General features: G+C 76.4%; 15 protein-coding genes. 7 read left to right on the forward strand and 8 right to left on the reverse strand.

What is annotated here, in order from left to right; all coding sequences use genetic code 11:
• Positions 1-106 precede the first annotated feature (106 nt).
• Positions 107-970: an alpha/beta fold hydrolase gene (locus ACFU5J_RS09130; protein WP_430578522.1), complete on the forward strand. Its 864-nt coding sequence runs from the start codon at positions 107-109 to the stop codon at positions 968-970.
• 76 nt (positions 971-1,046) lie between these two features.
• Here the strand turns inward: ACFU5J_RS09130 and cofC are convergent, their stop codons facing one another.
• A complete protein-coding gene (gene cofC / locus ACFU5J_RS09135) occupies positions 1,047-1,784 on the reverse strand; it encodes a 2-phospho-L-lactate guanylyltransferase (RefSeq protein ID WP_430578523.1) in 738 nt (245 codons plus the stop codon).
• Complete coding sequence (gene cofD, locus ACFU5J_RS09140; RefSeq protein ID WP_430576679.1) at positions 1,781-2,731, reverse strand: 2-phospho-L-lactate transferase; 951 nt, start codon at positions 2,729-2,731, stop codon at positions 1,781-1,783. The genes cofC and cofD overlap by 4 nt, the downstream gene beginning before the upstream one ends.
• Positions 2,732-2,782: 51 nt before the next feature.
• On the opposite strand from cofD, the gene ACFU5J_RS09145 reads away from it, so the two are divergent.
• The gene (locus ACFU5J_RS09145; RefSeq protein ID WP_380325802.1) at positions 2,783-3,100 is read left to right on the forward strand and encodes an MTH1187 family thiamine-binding protein; all 318 of its coding nucleotides are present in this window, start codon (positions 2,783-2,785) and stop codon (positions 3,098-3,100) included.
• A gap of 116 nt (positions 3,101-3,216) precedes the next feature.
• The gene (locus ACFU5J_RS09150; RefSeq protein ID WP_430578524.1) at positions 3,217-4,998 is read left to right on the forward strand and encodes a hypothetical protein; all 1,782 of its coding nucleotides are present in this window, start codon (positions 3,217-3,219) and stop codon (positions 4,996-4,998) included.
• 12 nt (positions 4,999-5,010) lie between these two features.
• Here the strand turns inward: ACFU5J_RS09150 and ACFU5J_RS09155 are convergent, their stop codons facing one another.
• Positions 5,011-5,970: a zinc-binding dehydrogenase gene (locus ACFU5J_RS09155; protein ID WP_430578525.1), complete on the reverse strand. Its 960-nt coding sequence runs from the start codon at positions 5,968-5,970 to the stop codon at positions 5,011-5,013.
• 40 nt (positions 5,971-6,010) lie between these two features.
• Between ACFU5J_RS09155 and ACFU5J_RS09160 the strand changes: the two genes are divergently transcribed.
• Positions 6,011-6,952, forward strand: a complete 942-nt coding sequence (locus ACFU5J_RS09160) for a hypothetical protein (RefSeq protein WP_430578526.1) — start codon at positions 6,011-6,013, stop codon at positions 6,950-6,952.
• Between the two features lie 34 nt (positions 6,953-6,986).
• On the opposite strand, the gene ACFU5J_RS09165 is transcribed toward ACFU5J_RS09160, so the two are convergent.
• The 3 genes from ACFU5J_RS09165 to ACFU5J_RS09175 form a co-directional block, all read right to left on the reverse strand.
• Complete coding sequence (locus ACFU5J_RS09165) at positions 6,987-7,415, reverse strand: VOC family protein (protein WP_430578527.1); 429 nt, start codon at positions 7,413-7,415, stop codon at positions 6,987-6,989.
• A 173-nt stretch (positions 7,416-7,588) separates the two neighbouring features.
• Positions 7,589-8,821 (reverse strand): homoserine O-acetyltransferase, encoded by a 1,233-nt coding sequence (locus ACFU5J_RS09170; protein ID WP_430578590.1) that lies wholly within the window; start codon positions 8,819-8,821, stop codon positions 7,589-7,591.
• Positions 8,822-8,886: 65 nt separating this feature from the next.
• A complete protein-coding gene (locus ACFU5J_RS09175; RefSeq protein WP_430578528.1) occupies positions 8,887-10,263 on the reverse strand; it encodes a bifunctional o-acetylhomoserine/o-acetylserine sulfhydrylase in 1,377 nt (458 codons plus the stop codon).
• Positions 10,264-10,649: 386 nt separating this feature from the next.
• Between ACFU5J_RS09175 and ACFU5J_RS09180 the strand changes: the two genes are divergently transcribed.
• The gene (locus tag ACFU5J_RS09180) at positions 10,650-12,137 is read left to right on the forward strand and encodes a C40 family peptidase (RefSeq protein ID WP_430578529.1); all 1,488 of its coding nucleotides are present in this window, start codon (positions 10,650-10,652) and stop codon (positions 12,135-12,137) included.
• Positions 12,138-12,161: 24 nt separating this feature from the next.
• On the opposite strand, the gene ACFU5J_RS09185 is transcribed toward ACFU5J_RS09180, so the two are convergent.
• The gene (locus ACFU5J_RS09185) at positions 12,162-13,220 is read right to left on the reverse strand and encodes a zinc-binding dehydrogenase (protein WP_430578530.1); all 1,059 of its coding nucleotides are present in this window, start codon (positions 13,218-13,220) and stop codon (positions 12,162-12,164) included.
• 118 nt (positions 13,221-13,338) lie between these two features.
• On the opposite strand from ACFU5J_RS09185, the gene ACFU5J_RS09190 reads away from it, so the two are divergent.
• Positions 13,339-14,961 (forward strand): hypothetical protein, encoded by a 1,623-nt coding sequence (locus ACFU5J_RS09190; protein ID WP_430578531.1) that lies wholly within the window; start codon positions 13,339-13,341, stop codon positions 14,959-14,961.
• 149 nt (positions 14,962-15,110) lie between these two features.
• Positions 15,111-16,640 carry a hypothetical protein gene (locus ACFU5J_RS09195; RefSeq protein WP_430578532.1) on the forward strand — a complete coding sequence of 510 codons (1,530 nt, stop codon included), beginning with the start codon at positions 15,111-15,113 and terminating at the stop codon, positions 16,638-16,640.
• 69 nt (positions 16,641-16,709) lie between these two features.
• Here ACFU5J_RS09195 and ACFU5J_RS09200 read toward each other — a convergent pair whose 3' ends face one another.
• A complete protein-coding gene (locus ACFU5J_RS09200) occupies positions 16,710-17,210 on the reverse strand; it encodes an inorganic diphosphatase (RefSeq protein WP_430576669.1) in 501 nt (166 codons plus the stop codon).
• Between the last annotated feature and the right edge of the window lie 134 nt (positions 17,211-17,344).

A 17,344-nucleotide genomic window follows, 5' to 3' on the forward strand; every position in this document is an offset into this window, starting at 1 on the left:
CACCCGAGCATATATCCAATGCGATGCATCTTGATAGATGTATCGAATTGGATAGAGTGGGCTTCCGGAGGGTCGTGGCAGCAGGCCGCGACCGGAGGGAGCCACCATGTCCATGACCACCGGCACGCTCGCCGTCCCCGGCGCGACCCTGTACTACCAGGTCGACGGGGCCGGGCCGATGCTGCTGATCTCCCAGAGCGGGGAAGGGGACGCCGACCGCAGCAACGACCTCGTCGCCCAGCTCGCCGACTCGTACACCGTGGTCACCTACGACCGTCGCGGGCTGTCCCGCAGCCGGCTGGACGACCCGGTGCGCGGCGCGACGCTCGCCGAGCACGCGGACGACGTCCATCGGCTGCTGGCCGTCCTCACCGACGCGCCCGCACTCATGCTCGGATGCAGCCTCGGCGCCGTCGTCGGCCTGCACGTCGCCGTCGCGCACCCGGAGCAGATCCGGACGCTGGTCGCCCACGAACCCGTCGCCCCGCGCCTGCTGCCCGCCGACCGGCGCGCCCGTCACGAGCGCGAGCTCGCCGAGCTCCAGGACCTCTACGCCCGGGCGGGCCTGGCCGCGGCCCTCCCCGAGATCGCGAGGACGTTGGGCATCGATCCCGCGGGCACGGACCGGGAACCCGACCTGACACCTCAGCCGATGACCGCGCAGCGCGTGCGCAACTTCGACCACTTCATCCGCCACGACTTCACCGCGATCCTCCGCGACACCCTGGACCTCGAGGCCCTGGCAGGCGTCGGCGCACGCATCGTGCCCGCGACCGGGAGCACCACCCCACGGGCCGTCTTCGACCGTCTCGCCGCGGCCGCGCTGGCCACCCTGCTCGGGCGCACGGTGCAGGAGGCCCCCGGCGGGCACAACGGCAACACCACCCACCCGCGCGCCTACGCACGGTGGCTCCGGGAGGTTCTCGACAGCGCCGACCGACCCCGCGGATCGAGCGGCTCGCGGTCGTGACCGACCGCTCCCTCGACCGCCCGGCCGTGCCGGCCGACCCCCGGGCGGGCCACGTCGGGGGCGTCGCGGACCGCGCTCAGGGCAGGGGGAGGTCGAGCCCGTGCCGCAGCCGGTCGCGGACCGCGCGGGGCAGCTCGCCCCAGTCGTCGATCGTGTCGAGGTCGACGGCCGTGCCGGGGCGCCGCAGCACGACGGGCCGCAGCCCCGCCCGCTCGGCCTCCGCGACGTGCGCGGCCCGCGACCCCTCCCCGAAGCAGAAGGCGAACGGCGCGCCCGCGGGCAGCGCGAGCAGGTTGGTGCCGGCCAGGTGCCGGTCGGTCGCGACGACGACGGTCGCCTCGCCTTGCGCGCCGTCCCGCGGCACGCCCGCGGCGAGGAGCGCCGCGACGTCGTCGGGCGCGAGCAGGGGCAGGTCCGCGTGGGCGACGAGCAGGCGCGCGGCCCCGCGCTCGACGGCGTGCTCCCGCCCGACGTCGAGCGCCGCGTTCAGCCCCGGACGCTCCGGCGGCTGGGGGACCACCTCGACCCGCCCCGCGGACGGCGCGGCGGCCCCCGTGCCGCCGCCCGGACCGGGGAGGCCCAGCGTCTCGACGGTGAACGGGACGTCCGCGGTCACGACGAGCACCCCGTCGACGCCGTCCGACGCCCGCAGGACGGCGACGACGTGCCTGGCCAGCGCGGCCACGAGCCGTCGCCGGGCCGCGGGGTCGAGGGCGGCGGCCAGGCGCGACTTGCCGGAGACGCCGTCGCGCAGCGGGACGACCGCGACGGTGCCGCCGGCCACGTCGCCCGGTCCGGCCGTGGGAGCCGTCATCCGAGGGCGAGCAGCTCGCGGGCCAGGCGCTCGCGGCCCGCGGGGCCGCCCATGATCGTGTCGGTGACGAGCACCTCGACGCCCAGGTCGCGGATGGGGCCGGCGAGGTCGGCGTCGGCGTCGTCCACGACCATCACGTCCACGAGGTCCGCGTAGAGCCGGGCGACGCCGAGCGCGGACACCTCGTGCCCGAGCGTCTCCAGGATCTGGGCGGCCGGGCCCTTGATCGCCTGCCCGCCGACGATCGGGCTCACCGCGACCCGGCGCGCCGGCGACGCCAGCACGGCGTCGCGCACCCCGGCCACGGCCAGCACCGGCTCCACGGACAGGAACGGGTTGGACGGCGCGACGACCAGCAGGTCGGCGTCGGCGAGGGCGTCCAGCACCCCGGGCGCGGGCCGGGCGGCGTCCACGCCGTCGAGCTCGATCCCCAGCACGGCGTCGGCGTGCCGGCGCCGCACGAAGTACTCCTGGAACGCCACCCGTCCCGAGGGAGTCTCGACGAGCGTGCGGAGCCGGTCGTCGGTGACGGGCAGCAGCCGCGCCCGCACCCCCAGCGACGCGGCGAGCCGGGCCGTCACCGCGCCGAGCGGCTGCCCCTCGCGCAGCGCGGCCGTCCGCACGACGTGCGTCGCCAGGTCGCGGTCGCCGAGGGTGAACCAGGTGTCCTCGCCGAGGCGCGCGAGCTGGTCGAGGGTCGTGTACGTCTCGTCGGTCAGCCCCCAGCCGCGGCTCTCGTCGTTCAGGCCGGCGAGGGTGTACATGACGGTGTCGACGTCGGGGGAGACCAGCAGGCCGTGCCGCTCGGTGTCGTCGCCGACGTTGACGACGACGGTGAGGCCGCCGTCCGCGGTCGGCGCGCCGCCGTCGGGCAGGGCGAGGGCGAGGCCGTGCGCCAGGCGGGCGCCGCCGACGCCGCCGGCGAGAAGGGTGACGCGTGTGCTCACCCGACGAGCCTACGGTCCCCCCGGCCTCGCCCGGGGACGCAGAATGGGCGCATGGCCGTCTTCGCCTTCTCCGTCGCCCCCCTCGGCGCGGGCGAGTCCGTCGCGGACTCCGTCGCCGCCGCCGTCCGCATCGTCCGCGAGTCCGGGCTCCCCACCCGCACCACCGCGATGTTCACCGAGATCGAGGGGGACTGGGACGAGGTGATGCCGGTGATCCAGCGCGCCACGGAGGCCGTGGGCGCGGGCGGGCACCGCGTGTCGCTGGTGATCAAGGCGGACATCCGCCCCGGGTACACCGGTCAGCTGGACGCGAAGATCGCGCGGGTCGAGGAGCGGCTCGCCGACGACGGCGGCGCCGGGCACGCGTAGCCCGCCGCGTCGCCGCGCGCCTGGGAGGGTGCTGTGGTACAGGCCACGTCACGGGGGCCTTAGGCTTGGGCGGGATCCGGCCGCCCGGGCCGTGATCAGAGCCAGGAGTGGTCTGCATGCCCCTGTTCGAGGTCGACGCCCAGCGGCCCCTCCTCGTCCAGCCCGACCGGTCGCCCGCGGCAAGCGCGCAGGGCGTCGGCACCACCGCGCACCGGGTGGTGGACAGTCACATCGACGGGCTGCTCGGCGAGCAGATCTTCCCGGTCAGCCCGGGTGCCGGGCCGGACGAGCCGCACCTCCTCGCGCTCGACGCGACGGGGTCGCCGGTGGTCGTGGAGCTCGTCGCCGACCTGGACCGGGCCGCCCTCACGCGGGCGCTCGACCACGCCGGCGCCGCCGGCCGACTGACCCGTGGCGCGCTCGCCGAGCGGTACCACGGCGGTCCGGCGGCGTTCCACCGTGACGTGTCCGCGTTCTACGACAGCGTCCCGATCACGCGCTCGCAGCCCGGTCGCAGCAGCGCGCGGCTCATCGTCATCTGCCAGGAGGCGAGCGAGGAGATCCTCAACGCCGTCGACTTCCTGCGCCAGCCGACGATGCCGGTCGAGGTGCTGAAGATGGGCGTCGTGCACAGCGCGGACGGCCGTCGCTTCGTCGACGTGTCGCCCCTGGTCATCCACCCGGCGTCCGCGCCCTCCGCCCCGAGCCTGTCCGCACCGGAGAACGCCCGGCCCGGGCTCGGCGTCCCCGCGACGGACGCCGTCTCCGCCGCGCCGCGGGCCGCCGACGCTCCCGCGGGCGTCGACCCCGAGACCTTCGCCGAGGGCGTCGCCGTCGGCCTCGCCCTCAACGGCAAGATGCCCGCCGCGGCGCAGCCGCCGCGCGAGCACGCGGACCCCGCCCCGCCCACCCGCACGCGCCGCCGGGCCGCGCGGCCCCGCACCGCCGAGGCCGGCGCTGACGCGGGGCTGCCCAGCGGCCCGCTCCCCGTCCCCGGTCCGCTCCCGGTCCCGGCGCCCGCGCCCGCCCCGGTGCCGGCCCCCGCCCCGCGCGCGGAGCCGGACGACCTGGACACGACGCTGGAGCGCCTGCCGCGCCCCCTCGCGAGCCGTCGGTCCGCCGCGGCCGACGTCCCGGAGCCGCCGCGTCGTCGGTCGCGGTCCGACCGCTTCACGTCGCGCCCCGAGCTCGACGAGCCGGCTCCCGCCTCCGGGCGCGGGGAGCTGGGCCAGGCCTTCGCCGACGTGGCCGCACCCGCCTTCGACCTGCCGGTGCCCGAGCCGCGGTGGTCCGGCGTCGAGGACGACCTGCCGCGCCTGCAGGTGCCGCCGCTGGACCCGCCGCGCCTGAGCACCCCGCCGACGAACCCGCTCGACGACGGCTGGTCGCCCGCGCCCCGGGACCCGGGGTACGACCCGCTGACCTCGCCGGTGCCGCCGGAGTCCGCGCACCGGCCGTGGGAGCAGCAGGAGCCGGCGCGTCAGGCGTGGGAGCCGCAGGAGCCGGCGCGTCAGGCGTGGGAGCCGCAGGAGCCGGCACGCCAGGCCTGGCAGGCGCAGGAGCCGGCCCCCCAGCCCTGGGAGTCCCCGGCGCCGGCGCACCGGCCGTGGGAGCCGGTGCCGGGCGGCGACGAGGTGGACGAGGACCTGGTCGCCCTGGCCCGCACGCTGGTGCACCCGACGACGATCGTGTGGTCGCGGCCGCGCCGCCGGCAGTACTTCGAGGCGGTGCTGCACCAGGACGGCGCCATCGAGCTCGCCGACGGCTCGCGCTACCGGCATCCCGACCACGCGGCGTCCGCGGCGTCCGGCTCGCCCACCGCCGACGGGTGGAGCGTGTGGCGTCTGGGCACCGACGGGCCCACGCTGCTCGACGCCTACCGGCACCGGTTCGCCTGACCCGGCCGGCGGTCAGGGGAGGACGAGGATCTTCCCGGTCTGCTCGCCGGCCGCGAGGCGGGCCAGCCCGTCGCCGACGCGCGCCAGCGGCACCTCGGAGTCGATGACCGGTCGCACGCCGGTGCGCGCGACGAACCGTACGAGGGCGGCGAGGTCGTCGCGCGTGCCCATCGTCACGCCCTGCACGCGGATCTCGTTGAAGAAGATGCGGGTCAGCTCGGCGGGCGGGGCGTCGCCCGTCGTCGCGCCGCAGACGACGATCGTGCCGCCGGGCCGCACGGACCGCACGGAGTGGGCCCAGGTGGCCTGACCGACGGACTCGATCACCGCGTCCACGCGGTCGGGCAGCCGGCCGCCGGACTCGACGGCGTGCGCGGCGCCCAGCTCACGGGCGCGCTCGCGGCGCTCCGCCGAGCGTGACGTCACGGTGACCTCGAGGCCCGCGGCGGCGCCGAGCACGGTCGCGGCGGTGGCGAGGCCGCCGCCGGCGCCCTGCACGAGCACCCGGTCGCCGGGCGCCAGGCCGGCCGCGCCGAACAGCATCCGGTAGGCGGTGAGCCACGCGGTCGGGAGGCAGGCGGCGTCCTCGAACGACAGGTCGTCGGGGATCGGGACGAGGTTGTGGACCGGCACGGAGACGCGCTCGGCGAGGGTGCCCGGGTACTTCTCCGACAGCAGGGTGCGGCGCTCGTTCGGCCCCACGCCGTGCCCGTCGGCGCCGATGACGCCGTGCAGCAGCACCTGCGTGCCGTCCGGGGTGGTGCCCGCGGCGTCGGTGCCGAGGATCATGGGGAGCTGCTCCGGCCGGAGCCCGACGCCGCGCAGCGACCACAGGTCGTGGTGGTTGAGGGTCGCGGCGCGCACGTCGACGGTGGTCCAGTGCTCGCGCGCCTGCGGTTCCGGCCGGTCGCCCACCTCCAGCCCGTCGAGCGGGGAGTCGGGCGAGAACCGGGCGACGGTGGCGGCGAGCATGCGTCCCAACCTACTGGCCGTCCCCGCTAGGTTGTCCGCCATGCCTACGGACGGGGTCGAGGAAGAGCTGGCGGCGGCGCGCGCCGCCGTCGTCGAGCACGCGCAGCACACGGGGCGGCGCGAGCGCGCCCGGCAGGAGCTGGCGGCCGCGGACGAGGCGCTCGCCGCCGCGCGCGCGTCCCTCGCGGACGAGACCGAGGACGTGCGGCGGCTGGAGTCGCTGAGCCTCTCCCGCGTCTGGGCGGGGCTGCGCGGCGACCGCGCGCAGCGGCTCGACGCGGAGCGGGCGGAGCAGCAGGCCGCCGAGTACGTCGCCGCGACGGCGCAAGCCCGGCACGACGCGGTGGCCCGAGAGCTGGCGGCGGTCGAGGCGGGGCTGGCCGCCCTCGGCGACGTGGAGGCCCGCTGGGGTGCGGCGCTGGCCGTCAAGGAGCAGTGGGTGAGGGGCGGCGGGGGAGCGGCGGCCGCGGAGCTGGCGGCCGTCGCCGAGCGGACCGGCGCGTGGCGCGCCGAGCAGCGCGAGATCGCCGAGGCGCGGGCGGCTTCCGAGGACGCGGCCCGCGCCCTCGCCGCGGCCGCCGACGAGCTGCGCGGCGCCGACGCCTGGTCCACCTACGACACGTTCTTCGACGGGGGCGCGTTCGCGAGCATGGCCAAGCACGACCGCCTGGACCGGGCCGCCGACCTGCTGCGCCGGGCAGACGGCGCACTGCGTCGCCTGACCGTCGAGCTGGGCGACCTCGGGGAGCAGGGGATCGGGGGCGTCGGCGTCGACGGTTTCACCCGCACGCTCGACATCTGGTTCGACAACATCTTCACGGACTGGTCGGTGCGGAACCGCATCGCCGAGGCTCGCGACCGCGTCGGCGCCGCCGGACGCGCGGTGGACGCGGTCCGGCGGCGCCTGGCGGAGCGGGCCGGCACCGCCGACGCCGAGCTCGCGGTCCTCGCCGCACGCCGGGAGACGCTTCTGGTCGGATGAGCCCGGTCGGCGGGGCGCGGCGGCCGGCCCGGTGTCACTCGGTGCCGACGTCGAACATCCAGGTGATGCCGTACCGGTCGGTCACCTGGCCGTAGTAGTCGCCCCAGGGGGCCTTGGCGAAGGGCATCAAGGAGGAGCCGCCGTCGGCGAGCTTCGCGTACGCGTCCGCGACGTAGTCGTGGTCCGCCGGGCCGCCCGTCAGGGCGACGGTGACGCCGCTGGTCGGTGCCACGTACGGCACCATCGAACCGGAGTCGGCGGCCATGAGGGTGAGGCCCGACGGGGTCTCGAGCTGCCCGTGCATGACCAGGTCCTTGTCGGCGTCGTCGATCGGCATGCCCGCGTCGGCGGGCATGCTGCCGAACGTGCTGATGTCGAGGTCGCCGCCGAGCACCGACTGGTAGAACTCGAGCGCCTCGCGCGCCTGGTTCTTGAAGCTGAGGTAGGGGTTGAGCCGGACCATGGACGCCTCCAGCGACGCTGCGGGGAACGAGCCGGCCGCGCGGGTCGGCGGCCGGGTCCCACGCTAGGCACGGCCGCCGACACACGCTCGCGGGTGCGTCAGAGCATCTCCGGCGGCGCCGCGCGGCCGACGGGCAGGGAGCCGGGGGCGGTCATGCGCAGGTCACGTCGCGCTCACTCGTCGCCGCCGCCCTCCTCGATGCTGGCGCCCGCGAGGAAGTCGGCGACGATCGGGCCGAGCTGGTCGAACTCGATGAGGAAGCCGTCGTGCCCGAAGTCGGAGGTGACGATGCGCAGCGGCTCCGCGCCAGGCATCCAGGCGGCGATGCGGCTCGCCTGCTCCGGCGGGAAGAGCCGGTCGGAGTCCACCGCCACGACCAGCGCGCGGGCCGTGATCTGCGACAGCGCGGACTCGACGCCGCCTCGGTCGCGGCCCAGGTCGTGGCTCAGCATCGACTCGGTGAGCACCAGGTAGGAGTTGGCGTCGAACCGCCGCGCGAGCTTGTCCCCGTGGTGGTCGAGGTACGACTGCACGGCGTACCGGCCGTCCGCCAGCGGGTCCTCCCCGCCCTGCGGCAGGCGCCCGAACCGCACGTCGAGCTCGGCCGCCGTCCGGTACGTCGTGTGGGCGATCTGCCGGGCGATGGCGAGGCCGGCGTCCGGCCCGTCCCCGTCGGCGGCGTCGTAGTAGTCGCCGCCGCGCCAGCGCGGGTCGGCCCGGATGGCGCCGAGCTGCGGGTGCGCCCAGGCGATCTGGTCGCCCGACATCTGCGCCGTCGTCGCGATGGCGGCGATCCCGTCCACCGCGATGCCCGCCTCGGGCCCGAGCAGGGCCCACTCGAGGACGCGGAGCCCGCCCATGGACGCGCCGGCGACGAGCGCCCAGCGCTCGATGCCGAGCTGCCGCGCGAGCTCGATCTCGGCGGCCACCTGGTCGCGGGTCGTGACCCGGGGGAACCGCCCACCCCAGGGGCGCCCGTCGGGGGCGGCCGAGGCGGGGCCGGTGGTGCCCTGGCAGCCGCCCAGCACGTTGGGCGCGACGACGAAGTACCGGTCGGTGTCGATGGGCGCTCCGGGGCCGATCATGTCGGCCCACCAGCCGGCGGTCGGCTGGCCGGGCCCGGCGGGTCCGGTGACGTGCGCGTCGCCGGTCAGGGCGTGCAGCACCAGGACGGCGTTGGAGCCGTCCTCGTCCAGCTCGCCCCACGTCTCGTAGGCGACCCGCACGTCGGGCAGGACGCCGCCCGTCTCGAGCTCGACCGCGCCGACGTCGGCGAACTTCCGGTCGGCGACGGCGTCGCCCTCGCGCCAGGCACCCGTCGCCGGCACGGGCGGCTTCACCCGCGACCGCGACACCGCGTGCGCGGGGCGCACGCTCGGGGCTCCGCCCGAGCTGCGCCCGCCCACCGACGGCACGGTGGGGGCGACGCGCACGCCGCCGCGCCGCGTCGCCCGGTGGCCCGGCAGGCCCGTCACGCGGCGGCCTCGCCGTCGGCGGCGTCGGTGGAGCCGTCGCCGGCGCCCGCCGCCGCGGCGAACCCGAGCGCGAGGTCCGCGAGGATGTCCTCGATCCCCTCGAGACCGACGGAGAGCCGCACCAGCCCGGGCGTCACGCCCGAGAGCGCCTGCTCCTCCGGCGTGAGCTGCGAGTGCGTGGTCGACGCCGGGTGGATGACGAGCGAGCGCACGTCGCCGATGTTCGCCACGTGCGAGTGCAGGCGGAGCGCGGAGACGAAGGCGCGGCCCGTCGCCGACGCCTCCTGCGGGTCGGCGACGTCGAGCTCGAAGGCGATGACGGCGCCGGCGCCCTTCGGGGCGTACCTCCGGGCGTTGTCGTGCCACGGCGACGAGGGGAGGCCGGCGTAGTGCACCACGCGGACGTCGTCGCGCTCCTCGAGCCACTCGGCGACGCGCTGCGCGTTCGCCACGTGCCGCTCGACGCGCAGCGAGAGCGTCTCCAGGCCCTGCGCCAGCAGGAAGGCGTTGAAGGGCGCGACGGCGGGGCCGAGGTCGCGCAGCAGCTGCACGCGCGCCTTGAGCACGAACGCGAGGTTGGCGCCGAGCGCCGAGCCGACGCCGAGGTCGCGGGCGTAGACGAGGCCGTGGTAGCTGGCGTCGGGCTCGTTGAAGCCGGGGAAGCGCTCCGGCTGGGCGGCGTAGTCGAAGGTGCCGCCGTCGACGATGACGCCGCCGATCGCGGCGCCGTGACCCCCGAGGTACTTGGTGGCCGAGTGCACGACGACGTCCGCGCCGTGCTCGATCGGCCGCACCAGGTACGGGGTCGCGATCGTGTTGTCCACGATCAGCGGCACGCCGACCTCGTGCGCGACGCCCGCGACCGCGGCGATGTCCAGCACGTCCGCGCGGGGGTTGGGGATGGTCTCGGCGAAGAACGCCTTGGTGGTGGGTCGCGCCGCCGCGCGCCACGACTCGGGGTCGTGCGGGTCGTCCACGAAGGTGGTCTCGATGCCGAGCCTCGGCAGCGTGTGGCGCAGCAGGTTGTACGTGCCGCCGTACAGGCTGGGGCTGGCCACCACGTGGTCGCCGGCCTGCGCGACGTTGAGGATCGCGAGCGTCTCGGCGGCCTGCCCGGACGCGACGAGCAGGGCCCCGACGCCGCCCTCGAGGTCGGCGATGCGGGTCTCGACGGCCTCCTGCGTCGGGTTGCCGATGCGGGTGTAGATGGGGCCGAGGTCGGCCAGCGCGAACCGGTCGGCGGCGACGTCCGCGCTCGGGAACTCGAACGACGTGGTCTGGTAGATCGGCAGCGCGCGGGCCCCGGTGGCGGGGTCGGGGCTCTGGCCGGCGTGGATCTGGCGGGTCTCGAAGGTCCAGCGGGGCGTGGTCATGGGGTGCTCCTGGGGCTCGGCTCGATCGACGGTGGTCGGGCCGCGGCGGGTCTCAGGGGGCCTGCGTCTCTGAGGCGGGGCCGCGGCGGTCGGCTGCGCACGCGGAGCGGTTGGCTGGGTCGACGAGCGGCCGCAGGCAGGCGAACGTGCGCGGTGGTCAGCGGCACATTCGACGGGTCATGCGGACGACGGTAGCCCCGGCCGGCGCCCCGCGACAGGCATGTCTCGCGATCTGAGACCAAAATATGGACGGCGTGTCGCCTTGCCTCGCGCGTCGTCGGCGGACTCTCGGGTGGCGCTGCCTGCCGGTTCGGGTGAGCCTGGGCGAGGTTGCCCGGAGAACGTCTTCCCGGGGAGGACCGGGCGGCCCAGGGGAGGAGCGGAGCATGAGCGGCACACGACGCACGGCCACCCGAGGCGCACCCACCCGGCGCACGCCGCGGGCCCGCAGGGCCGCCGCGCTGGCGGTCGTCGTGCTGCTCGGCGGGGCGCCCGCCGCGGGCAGCGCGTGGGCCGAGCCGCCGTCGGACGACGACGTCGCCGCCGCGCACGCGGCCGAGGACTCCGCCCGCCTGGACGTCGCCGGCGCCGAGGCGCGGCTGGACGCGATCCGCGCGGAGCTCGCGCGCGCCGAGGCCGGCGTCCAGACCGCCGCGGAGGACTACGCGGAGGCGCGCGAGGCGCTCGCCGCCGCGAAGCGCGAGACGCGCGCCGCCCGCGAGCGGGCCGACCGGGCGCAGGCGGCCGAGGGCGAGGCCCGCGCCTCCCTCGCCGAGGCGTACCGCACCACGGCGCGCGCCACCGAGGGCGGCCTCGGGCCCCTCGACGTCGTCGCCGGCGCTCGCGACCTCGGCGACGTCGTCTCCTCCGACGCCGCGCAGCGGGCCGTCGACCGGCGGATCGCCCGCACGCTCGCCCAGCAGGCGGACCTGCGCGCGTCAGCGCGCAACGCCGACGCCCGCTGGGACGCCGCCCGTGCCGCGCAGCAGGAGGCGGACGAGGCCGCCGCGGCGGCCTTCGCGACGGCGCGGCGCACCGCCGACGACCTGACCACCCGGACCACCGCCGCCGAGCGGGAGCGCGACCGGCTGTTCACCCGCCTCGCCGACCTGCGCAGCACCACCGCCGACCTGGAGCGGCAGCGCGAGGAGGACCGCCAGCAGCGCGCCGCCGCCGCGCACGAGCGGGCGGCGCGGGCGGCGGCCGAGGACGCCTCGACCGGCACGTCCGACGCGTCGTCGGGGGCCACGTCGTCCGGCTCGGGCCCCTCCGGCACGGGCCCGTCGAGCCCGGCGCCGTCGTCCGACCGGTCCGACGACGCGCCCGCCACCACCCCTGACCGTGCGGGTGGCGACGGCGGGGGAGGGGGCGGCGACGGTGCGGTGCAGCCAGACCCCCGGCCGACGCGCACGCACGAGCCGGCTCCGGACCCCACGCCTCGCCCGGACCCGAAGCCCGACCCGACGCCGAAGCCCCCGCCCGTCAGCGGCGTCGGCCAGGGGAGCGCCGCCCAGGGCCGTGCGGCGCTGGCGTGGGCGCGCTCGAAGATCGGCACCGCGTACCAGTGGGGCGGCACGGGCAACCCGGGGTACGACTGCTCCGGCCTGACGTCGGGCGCGTGGGACGCCGCGGGCGTGTGGATCACGCGCACGTCGCGGTCGCAGTACCTCACGGTCGGCAAGGTGTCGTACGGGTCGATGCGCCCCGGCGACCTGATCTTCTACGCCAACGACACGTCTGACCCGTCGACCATCCGGCACGTGGCGATCTACGCCGGCGGCGGCATGATGGTCGAGGCCCCGCGCCCCGGCGTCGACGTCCGCGAGACCCCCGTCCGCTGGGACGACGTCATGCCCTACGCCGGCCGCCCCTGAGGGCTCGCGACGTCCCCGGGGTGGTCAGGGACGCAGCAGCACCTTCGTGGCGCGGCGCTCGTCCATCGCCGCGTACGCCTCGGCGGTGTCGGCGAGGGGGAGCTCCAGGTCGAAGACCTTGCCCGGCCGGATGTCGCCGGACAGGACGTCCGGCAGCAACGTCTCCATGTAGCGACGGGCGGACGCCATGCCGCCGCCGATGGTGATGTTGCGGTCGAACAGGCGCCGCACGCTGAGGTCGGGTCCGTGCGGCACGCCGACGAACCCGACGCGCCCGCCCCCGCGCACCACGCTCAGGGCGGTGTCCATCGACTGCTCGGTGCCGACGCACTCCAGGGCCGCGTCGGGGAGGTCCCCGCCGAGCAGGTCGCGCACGGCGGCCAGGCCCTCCTCGCCGCGCTCGGCGACGACGTCCGTGGCGCCGAACTCTCGGGCGAGGGCCGCGCGGTCGTCGTGCCGGCTCATCGCGATCACGCGCTCCGCGCCGAGGAGGCGGGCGCCGATCACCCCCGACAGCCCGACGGCGCCGTCGCCGACCACGACCACCGTGTCGCCCTGGGACACCCCGGCGGAGACCGCGGCGTGGTACCCGGTCGACATGACGTCGGCGAGGGTGAGCAGGTGCGGGACCAGGCCCGCGGCCTCGAGCTCGGCCTCCGGCCGGCCCACGGGGAACAGGGAGTGCTGCGCGAGGGGGATCCGCACGCGCTCGCCCTGCGCGCCGTCCACCGGGTTCCCCCAGCGGTCGGTGGAGCCGAAGCCGGTGACGAGGTCGCACGCCGCCGGGTAGCCCGCGCGGCACGCCTGGCACTCGCCGCAGCTCATGGTGAACGGCAGGATCACGAAGTCGCCGACCCGGGCCGACGTGACGTCGGCGCCCAGCTCCTCGACGACGCCCACCAGCTCGTGGCCGATCGGGCGGGGCTTCTTCACGGCGGACACGCCGCGGTAGGGCCACAGGTCGGAGCCGCAGACGCAGGCGGCGACGACGCGGACCACCGCGTCGCCGGGGGTGAGGATCTTCGGGTCCGGGCGGTCCTCGACGCGGACGTCGCGGGGCCCGTGGATGACGGCAGCACGCATGCGTCCACGGTAGACCGCGGGCGGCGTGCCCGGCGCCCGCCGGGCGTCGCCCGACGTCCCTCGACCATGCATCCAGTGTTGCGCTACCTTCCAGCCAACACCAAGAGAACGGATGCTCATGCGCGGTGCACGAGGTCGGGTCGCTGCGGTCGTCACGGCGTGGCAGGTCGCGCTGGGGGTGGTCCTCACGGGAGCGGTGGCGCCGGTCGCCACGGCCGCCGAGGGCGAGAGCTCCACGACCGTCACGCTGACGCGAGAGCGGTGGTGGCAGGGCGAGGAGATCGTCCTCGACATCGTCGTCCGGGAGGGCGACGAGCCCGCCTCGGGCGGCGTCCGGGTGCTGCTCGACGACCGGACCCTCGGGGGCGCCCAGCTCACGGAAGGCGTCGCGCGGTTCACGCTGCCGAGGTCGGAGAACGCCCCCGGAGACCACGTCCTCGAGGTGCGTCACTATCGGTCCGGCTCCACCACGCCGTCGTCGTCCGCCACCGCCGCACTCCAGATCCTCGCGCCCGGGCGTCCGGTGATCCCCGGCACGCGGGTCTACGGAGACCCGGCCGACGTCACCGTCGACCTCACGGGCACCGACCTGCCACGGAGCGGCCGGGTCGAGCTGGCCAACGAGGCCGGCACGGCTCTCGGCGCGGCGGCCCTGGCCGACGGCATCGCCACGGTCGCCGTTCCCGGCACCGGCATGACCCCGGGCCGGTCTTACCGGATGACCCTGCGGGAAGCCGCGGGCGGAACGGTCCTGAGCACCTTGTTCGTCGGCGCGAACGTCCTGAAGAGGCCGGCCGCTCTGACGGTGCAGACCGCGTCGACGTGGCGCGTCGGGCAACCCGCGAAGGTCACCGTCCGGGCGTCGTCCGATCTCGGGCCGGTCTCCGGGACGATCGAGGTCCGCAACCACGTCCGGAGCAGCGGGGCGGCGAGGCGGAGCGCCGAGCTGGTCGACGGCACGGCCGCCGTCTGGTTCGACCCGGACGACGTCCTCGGCACGTCCAAGCCCGACCCCAAGGTCTTCGTCGAGCTGCGGAGCCCGTTCTACGCGGCGCCGGTCACCCCGAAGACCGTGACGGTCAAGCAGCGCTATCAGACGTGGGTGGACATCGACACACGCTCCGCCCGCTGGACGTACGGGCTGTCCCACCGGGTGTCTCTCCGCGTCACGGCGGAGAACAAGGCGAAGCGCGACGGCAAGGTCACGCTCTCGGCGGGCGGCAGGTCGCTCGGCAGCGCGAAGGTCGTCGACGGCATGGCGTCCGTGCTGGTCTCCGGGACGGCCCTCGAGCCCGGTCGGCGCGAGCTCCAGGCGTCCTTCGTCCCGGCGGCAGGGACCTACGACGGGTCGCGCTGGTGGGTCACCCAGTCGATCGTCAAGGCGAAGCCCAGCGTGCGGCTGTCGATGGACCACACCTGGTACCGGGTGAAGGCGAAGCTGGGATCGTCCGAGGCGGGGAGGGTGCGGGTCTCGACGGCGGGCCTGCCGGAGCGCGGCCGGCTGGTGCTGGAGACGCGCAGCCCGCGGGCGGCGGCCTCCGGCTGGCGGACGCGGTGGAGCACGGACTGGGCGCTGACGGCGGGGGACAAGGGCGTGCAGCGGGTGAACGTCCCCGCGACGTACCTCCGGACGGCCGACGGGAAGCCCGGGAAGGTCTACCTGCGGTTCCGGTACGTGCCGTCCGACTCGGCGCACGTCTCCACCGTGGTCTCCCCGGCCGTCGCGATCACCCGCTACTGACCTCGCGGGTCCCGGCGTCGCACCCGTGGCCCACCCGCGGCGCAGGTGTCACCCCGTCGCGACCTGTCGTGCCACCGGGCGCGGGGGTAGCGTCGAGGGACGACCGGCCGCCGCGACGGGGCGTCGGCCGACCGTCGTGGGAGGTCATCATGACCGACGACCATCGTGCGCCGTACGCCCGCGCCGCGGGACCGCGCCGGCGACATCGCCCGGCCGCCGTCGCCGCCGCCTGCGCGGCTCTGGTGGGGGCGGGGGTGGTCGCCGCGCCGTCGGCCGTCGCGGAGCCGGAGTGCCTGGGCCCGAGCCACGACCTCGACGGCGACCGCGTGCCGGACGCCGTCGTGGGAGCCCCCGGCGGCACGGGGCGCCCGGGCACGGTCGAGGTCCGCCTGACGGGCGACGGCGAGCCGCGCACGGTGGTGCTGCGCGGGCCGGTCGGGTTCGGCACGGCCGTGGCCCAGCTGCGCTCGTACGAGCAGGAGGGCGACGACCGGTTCTGCAGCCAGCTCGTCGTGGGCAGCCCGGAGGAGACGGTCTTCGGGATGCCCCACGCGGGCGCCGTCTACCTCTACGCGTACGACTCGACGGTGGGCGCGTTCGTCCTCCGGGAGCGGATCACGGCCGACTCGGAGAGCGTGCTCGGCACTCCGCAGGCCGGGGCGCGGTTCGGGGCCGCGCTCGCCTCGGCGTCGTACCCCGAGGAGACGATCGACCCGAAGCCGCAGCTGCTGTGGGTGGGCTCCCCCGGGCACGACGCCGCGAACGCCCCGGACTCCGGGCGGGTGACGTCGTTCGTCGTCGGCGCGACGGACACGACGACCCGCGGCGGCGAGGTGTTCGACCTCGCCGACCTCGGGGTGCGCGGCTCCGCCGCGGCGGGCGCCGCGCTTGGCTCGTCGCTGAGCGTTCGCGGGCAGGTCATGGCGGCCGGGGCGCCCGGGATGCGGGTGGCCGGGAAGGCCGGCGCGGGCGGCGTCGCGCTGTGGTTCGCGCCGCCGGGGGACCCGGGCGGCCTGCCCCCGGAGCCCGGTACCCAGCACCCGCCCGTGCTCGTCCACCAGGCGCTGGCGCGCGTGCCCGGCGAGGCGGAGGCGGGCGACCGGTTCGGCGCCGCCGTGCACCTGTTCCCCGTGGCGGGGGACCCCCAGGTGGTGGATCTCGCGGTGGGGTCGCCCGGCGAGGACCTGGGGCCCGACGTCGACGCCGGCATGGTGTCGGTCGGCCGCGTGCACCCGGGGCTCACGCAGCCGCTGCTGACGTTCCGCAGCCGCCACCAGGACTCGCCCGGCGAGGCGGGTACGGCCGAGGACGGCGACCTGTTCGGGAGCGCCGTCTCGGTGGCGTTCCTGCGCGGGGCGTGGCGCGTGGTCGTCGGGTCGCCGGGCGAGGACGTGGGGTCGGTCCGCGACGCGGGCATGGTCCAGGCGCTCGGCACGGGGCAGGGCTGGACGCAGGACTCGCCCGCGGTGCCCGGCGGGGCCGAGGCGGGGGACCGCATGGGCGCGACGCTGGGTGCCGACCCCGAGGTCGTGCCCGGCCGGGCCCCCGACGTGGGCGTGCCGGGCGAGAACGCCGCCACGGGGGCCGTGCTCACGGGCCTGCTGGCCGAGGGATCGGTGGTGCGGCTCGACCTCGGCGCGGCGCCGGGTGCGCGCTACGGGCGCGCGATCGCGCCCTGACGGCCACCCCGGGAACGACGACGGCGCCGCGCCCCCGGAGGGGTGCGGCGCCGTCGGCGGGAACGGGCGTCAGTGCTTGTCGTAGTACCCGGTGTCCTTGGCGCGCTGGAACGAGCGCTCGATCTCGGCCTCGGCGTCGGAGCGGCCCACCCAGTGGGCGCCCTCGACGGACTTGCCGGGCTCGAGGTCCTTGTAGACCTCGAAGAAGTGCTGGATCTCCAGGCGGTGGAAGTCGGAGACGTCGTCGATGTCCTGGCGCCACGCGGCGCGCTGGTCGCCCAGGGGCACGCAGAGCACCTTGTCGTCGCCGCCCGCCTCGTCGCGCATGCGGAACATGCCGAGGGCGCGGCAGCGGATCAGGCAGCCGGGGAAGGTGGGCTCCTCGAGCAGCACGAGCGCGTCCAGCGGGTCGCCGTCCTCGCCGAGGGTGCCCTCGATGAACCCGTAGTCGTCCGGGTAGCGCGTCGAGGTGAAGAGCATGCGGTCGAGGCGGATGCGACCGGTCTCGTGGTCCACCTCGTACTTGTTGCGCTGGCCCTTCGGGATCTCGATCGTGACGTCGAACTCCACTGTTCCTCCATGCTCGGACATGCTCGGTGCGGGCCATGCTCGTGCGGACGCCCTGTCAAAGTGTGCCATGCGCGGTCGCCCGCGCCCGGTGCGGTGCGGCGGCCCCGATCGGCGGACGGACGTGGGAAGATACG

Source organism: Isoptericola sp. NPDC057559 (genome assembly GCF_042801555.1).
In the GTDB taxonomy this organism is placed as follows: Bacteria; Actinomycetota; Actinomycetes; order Actinomycetales; family Cellulomonadaceae; genus Isoptericola.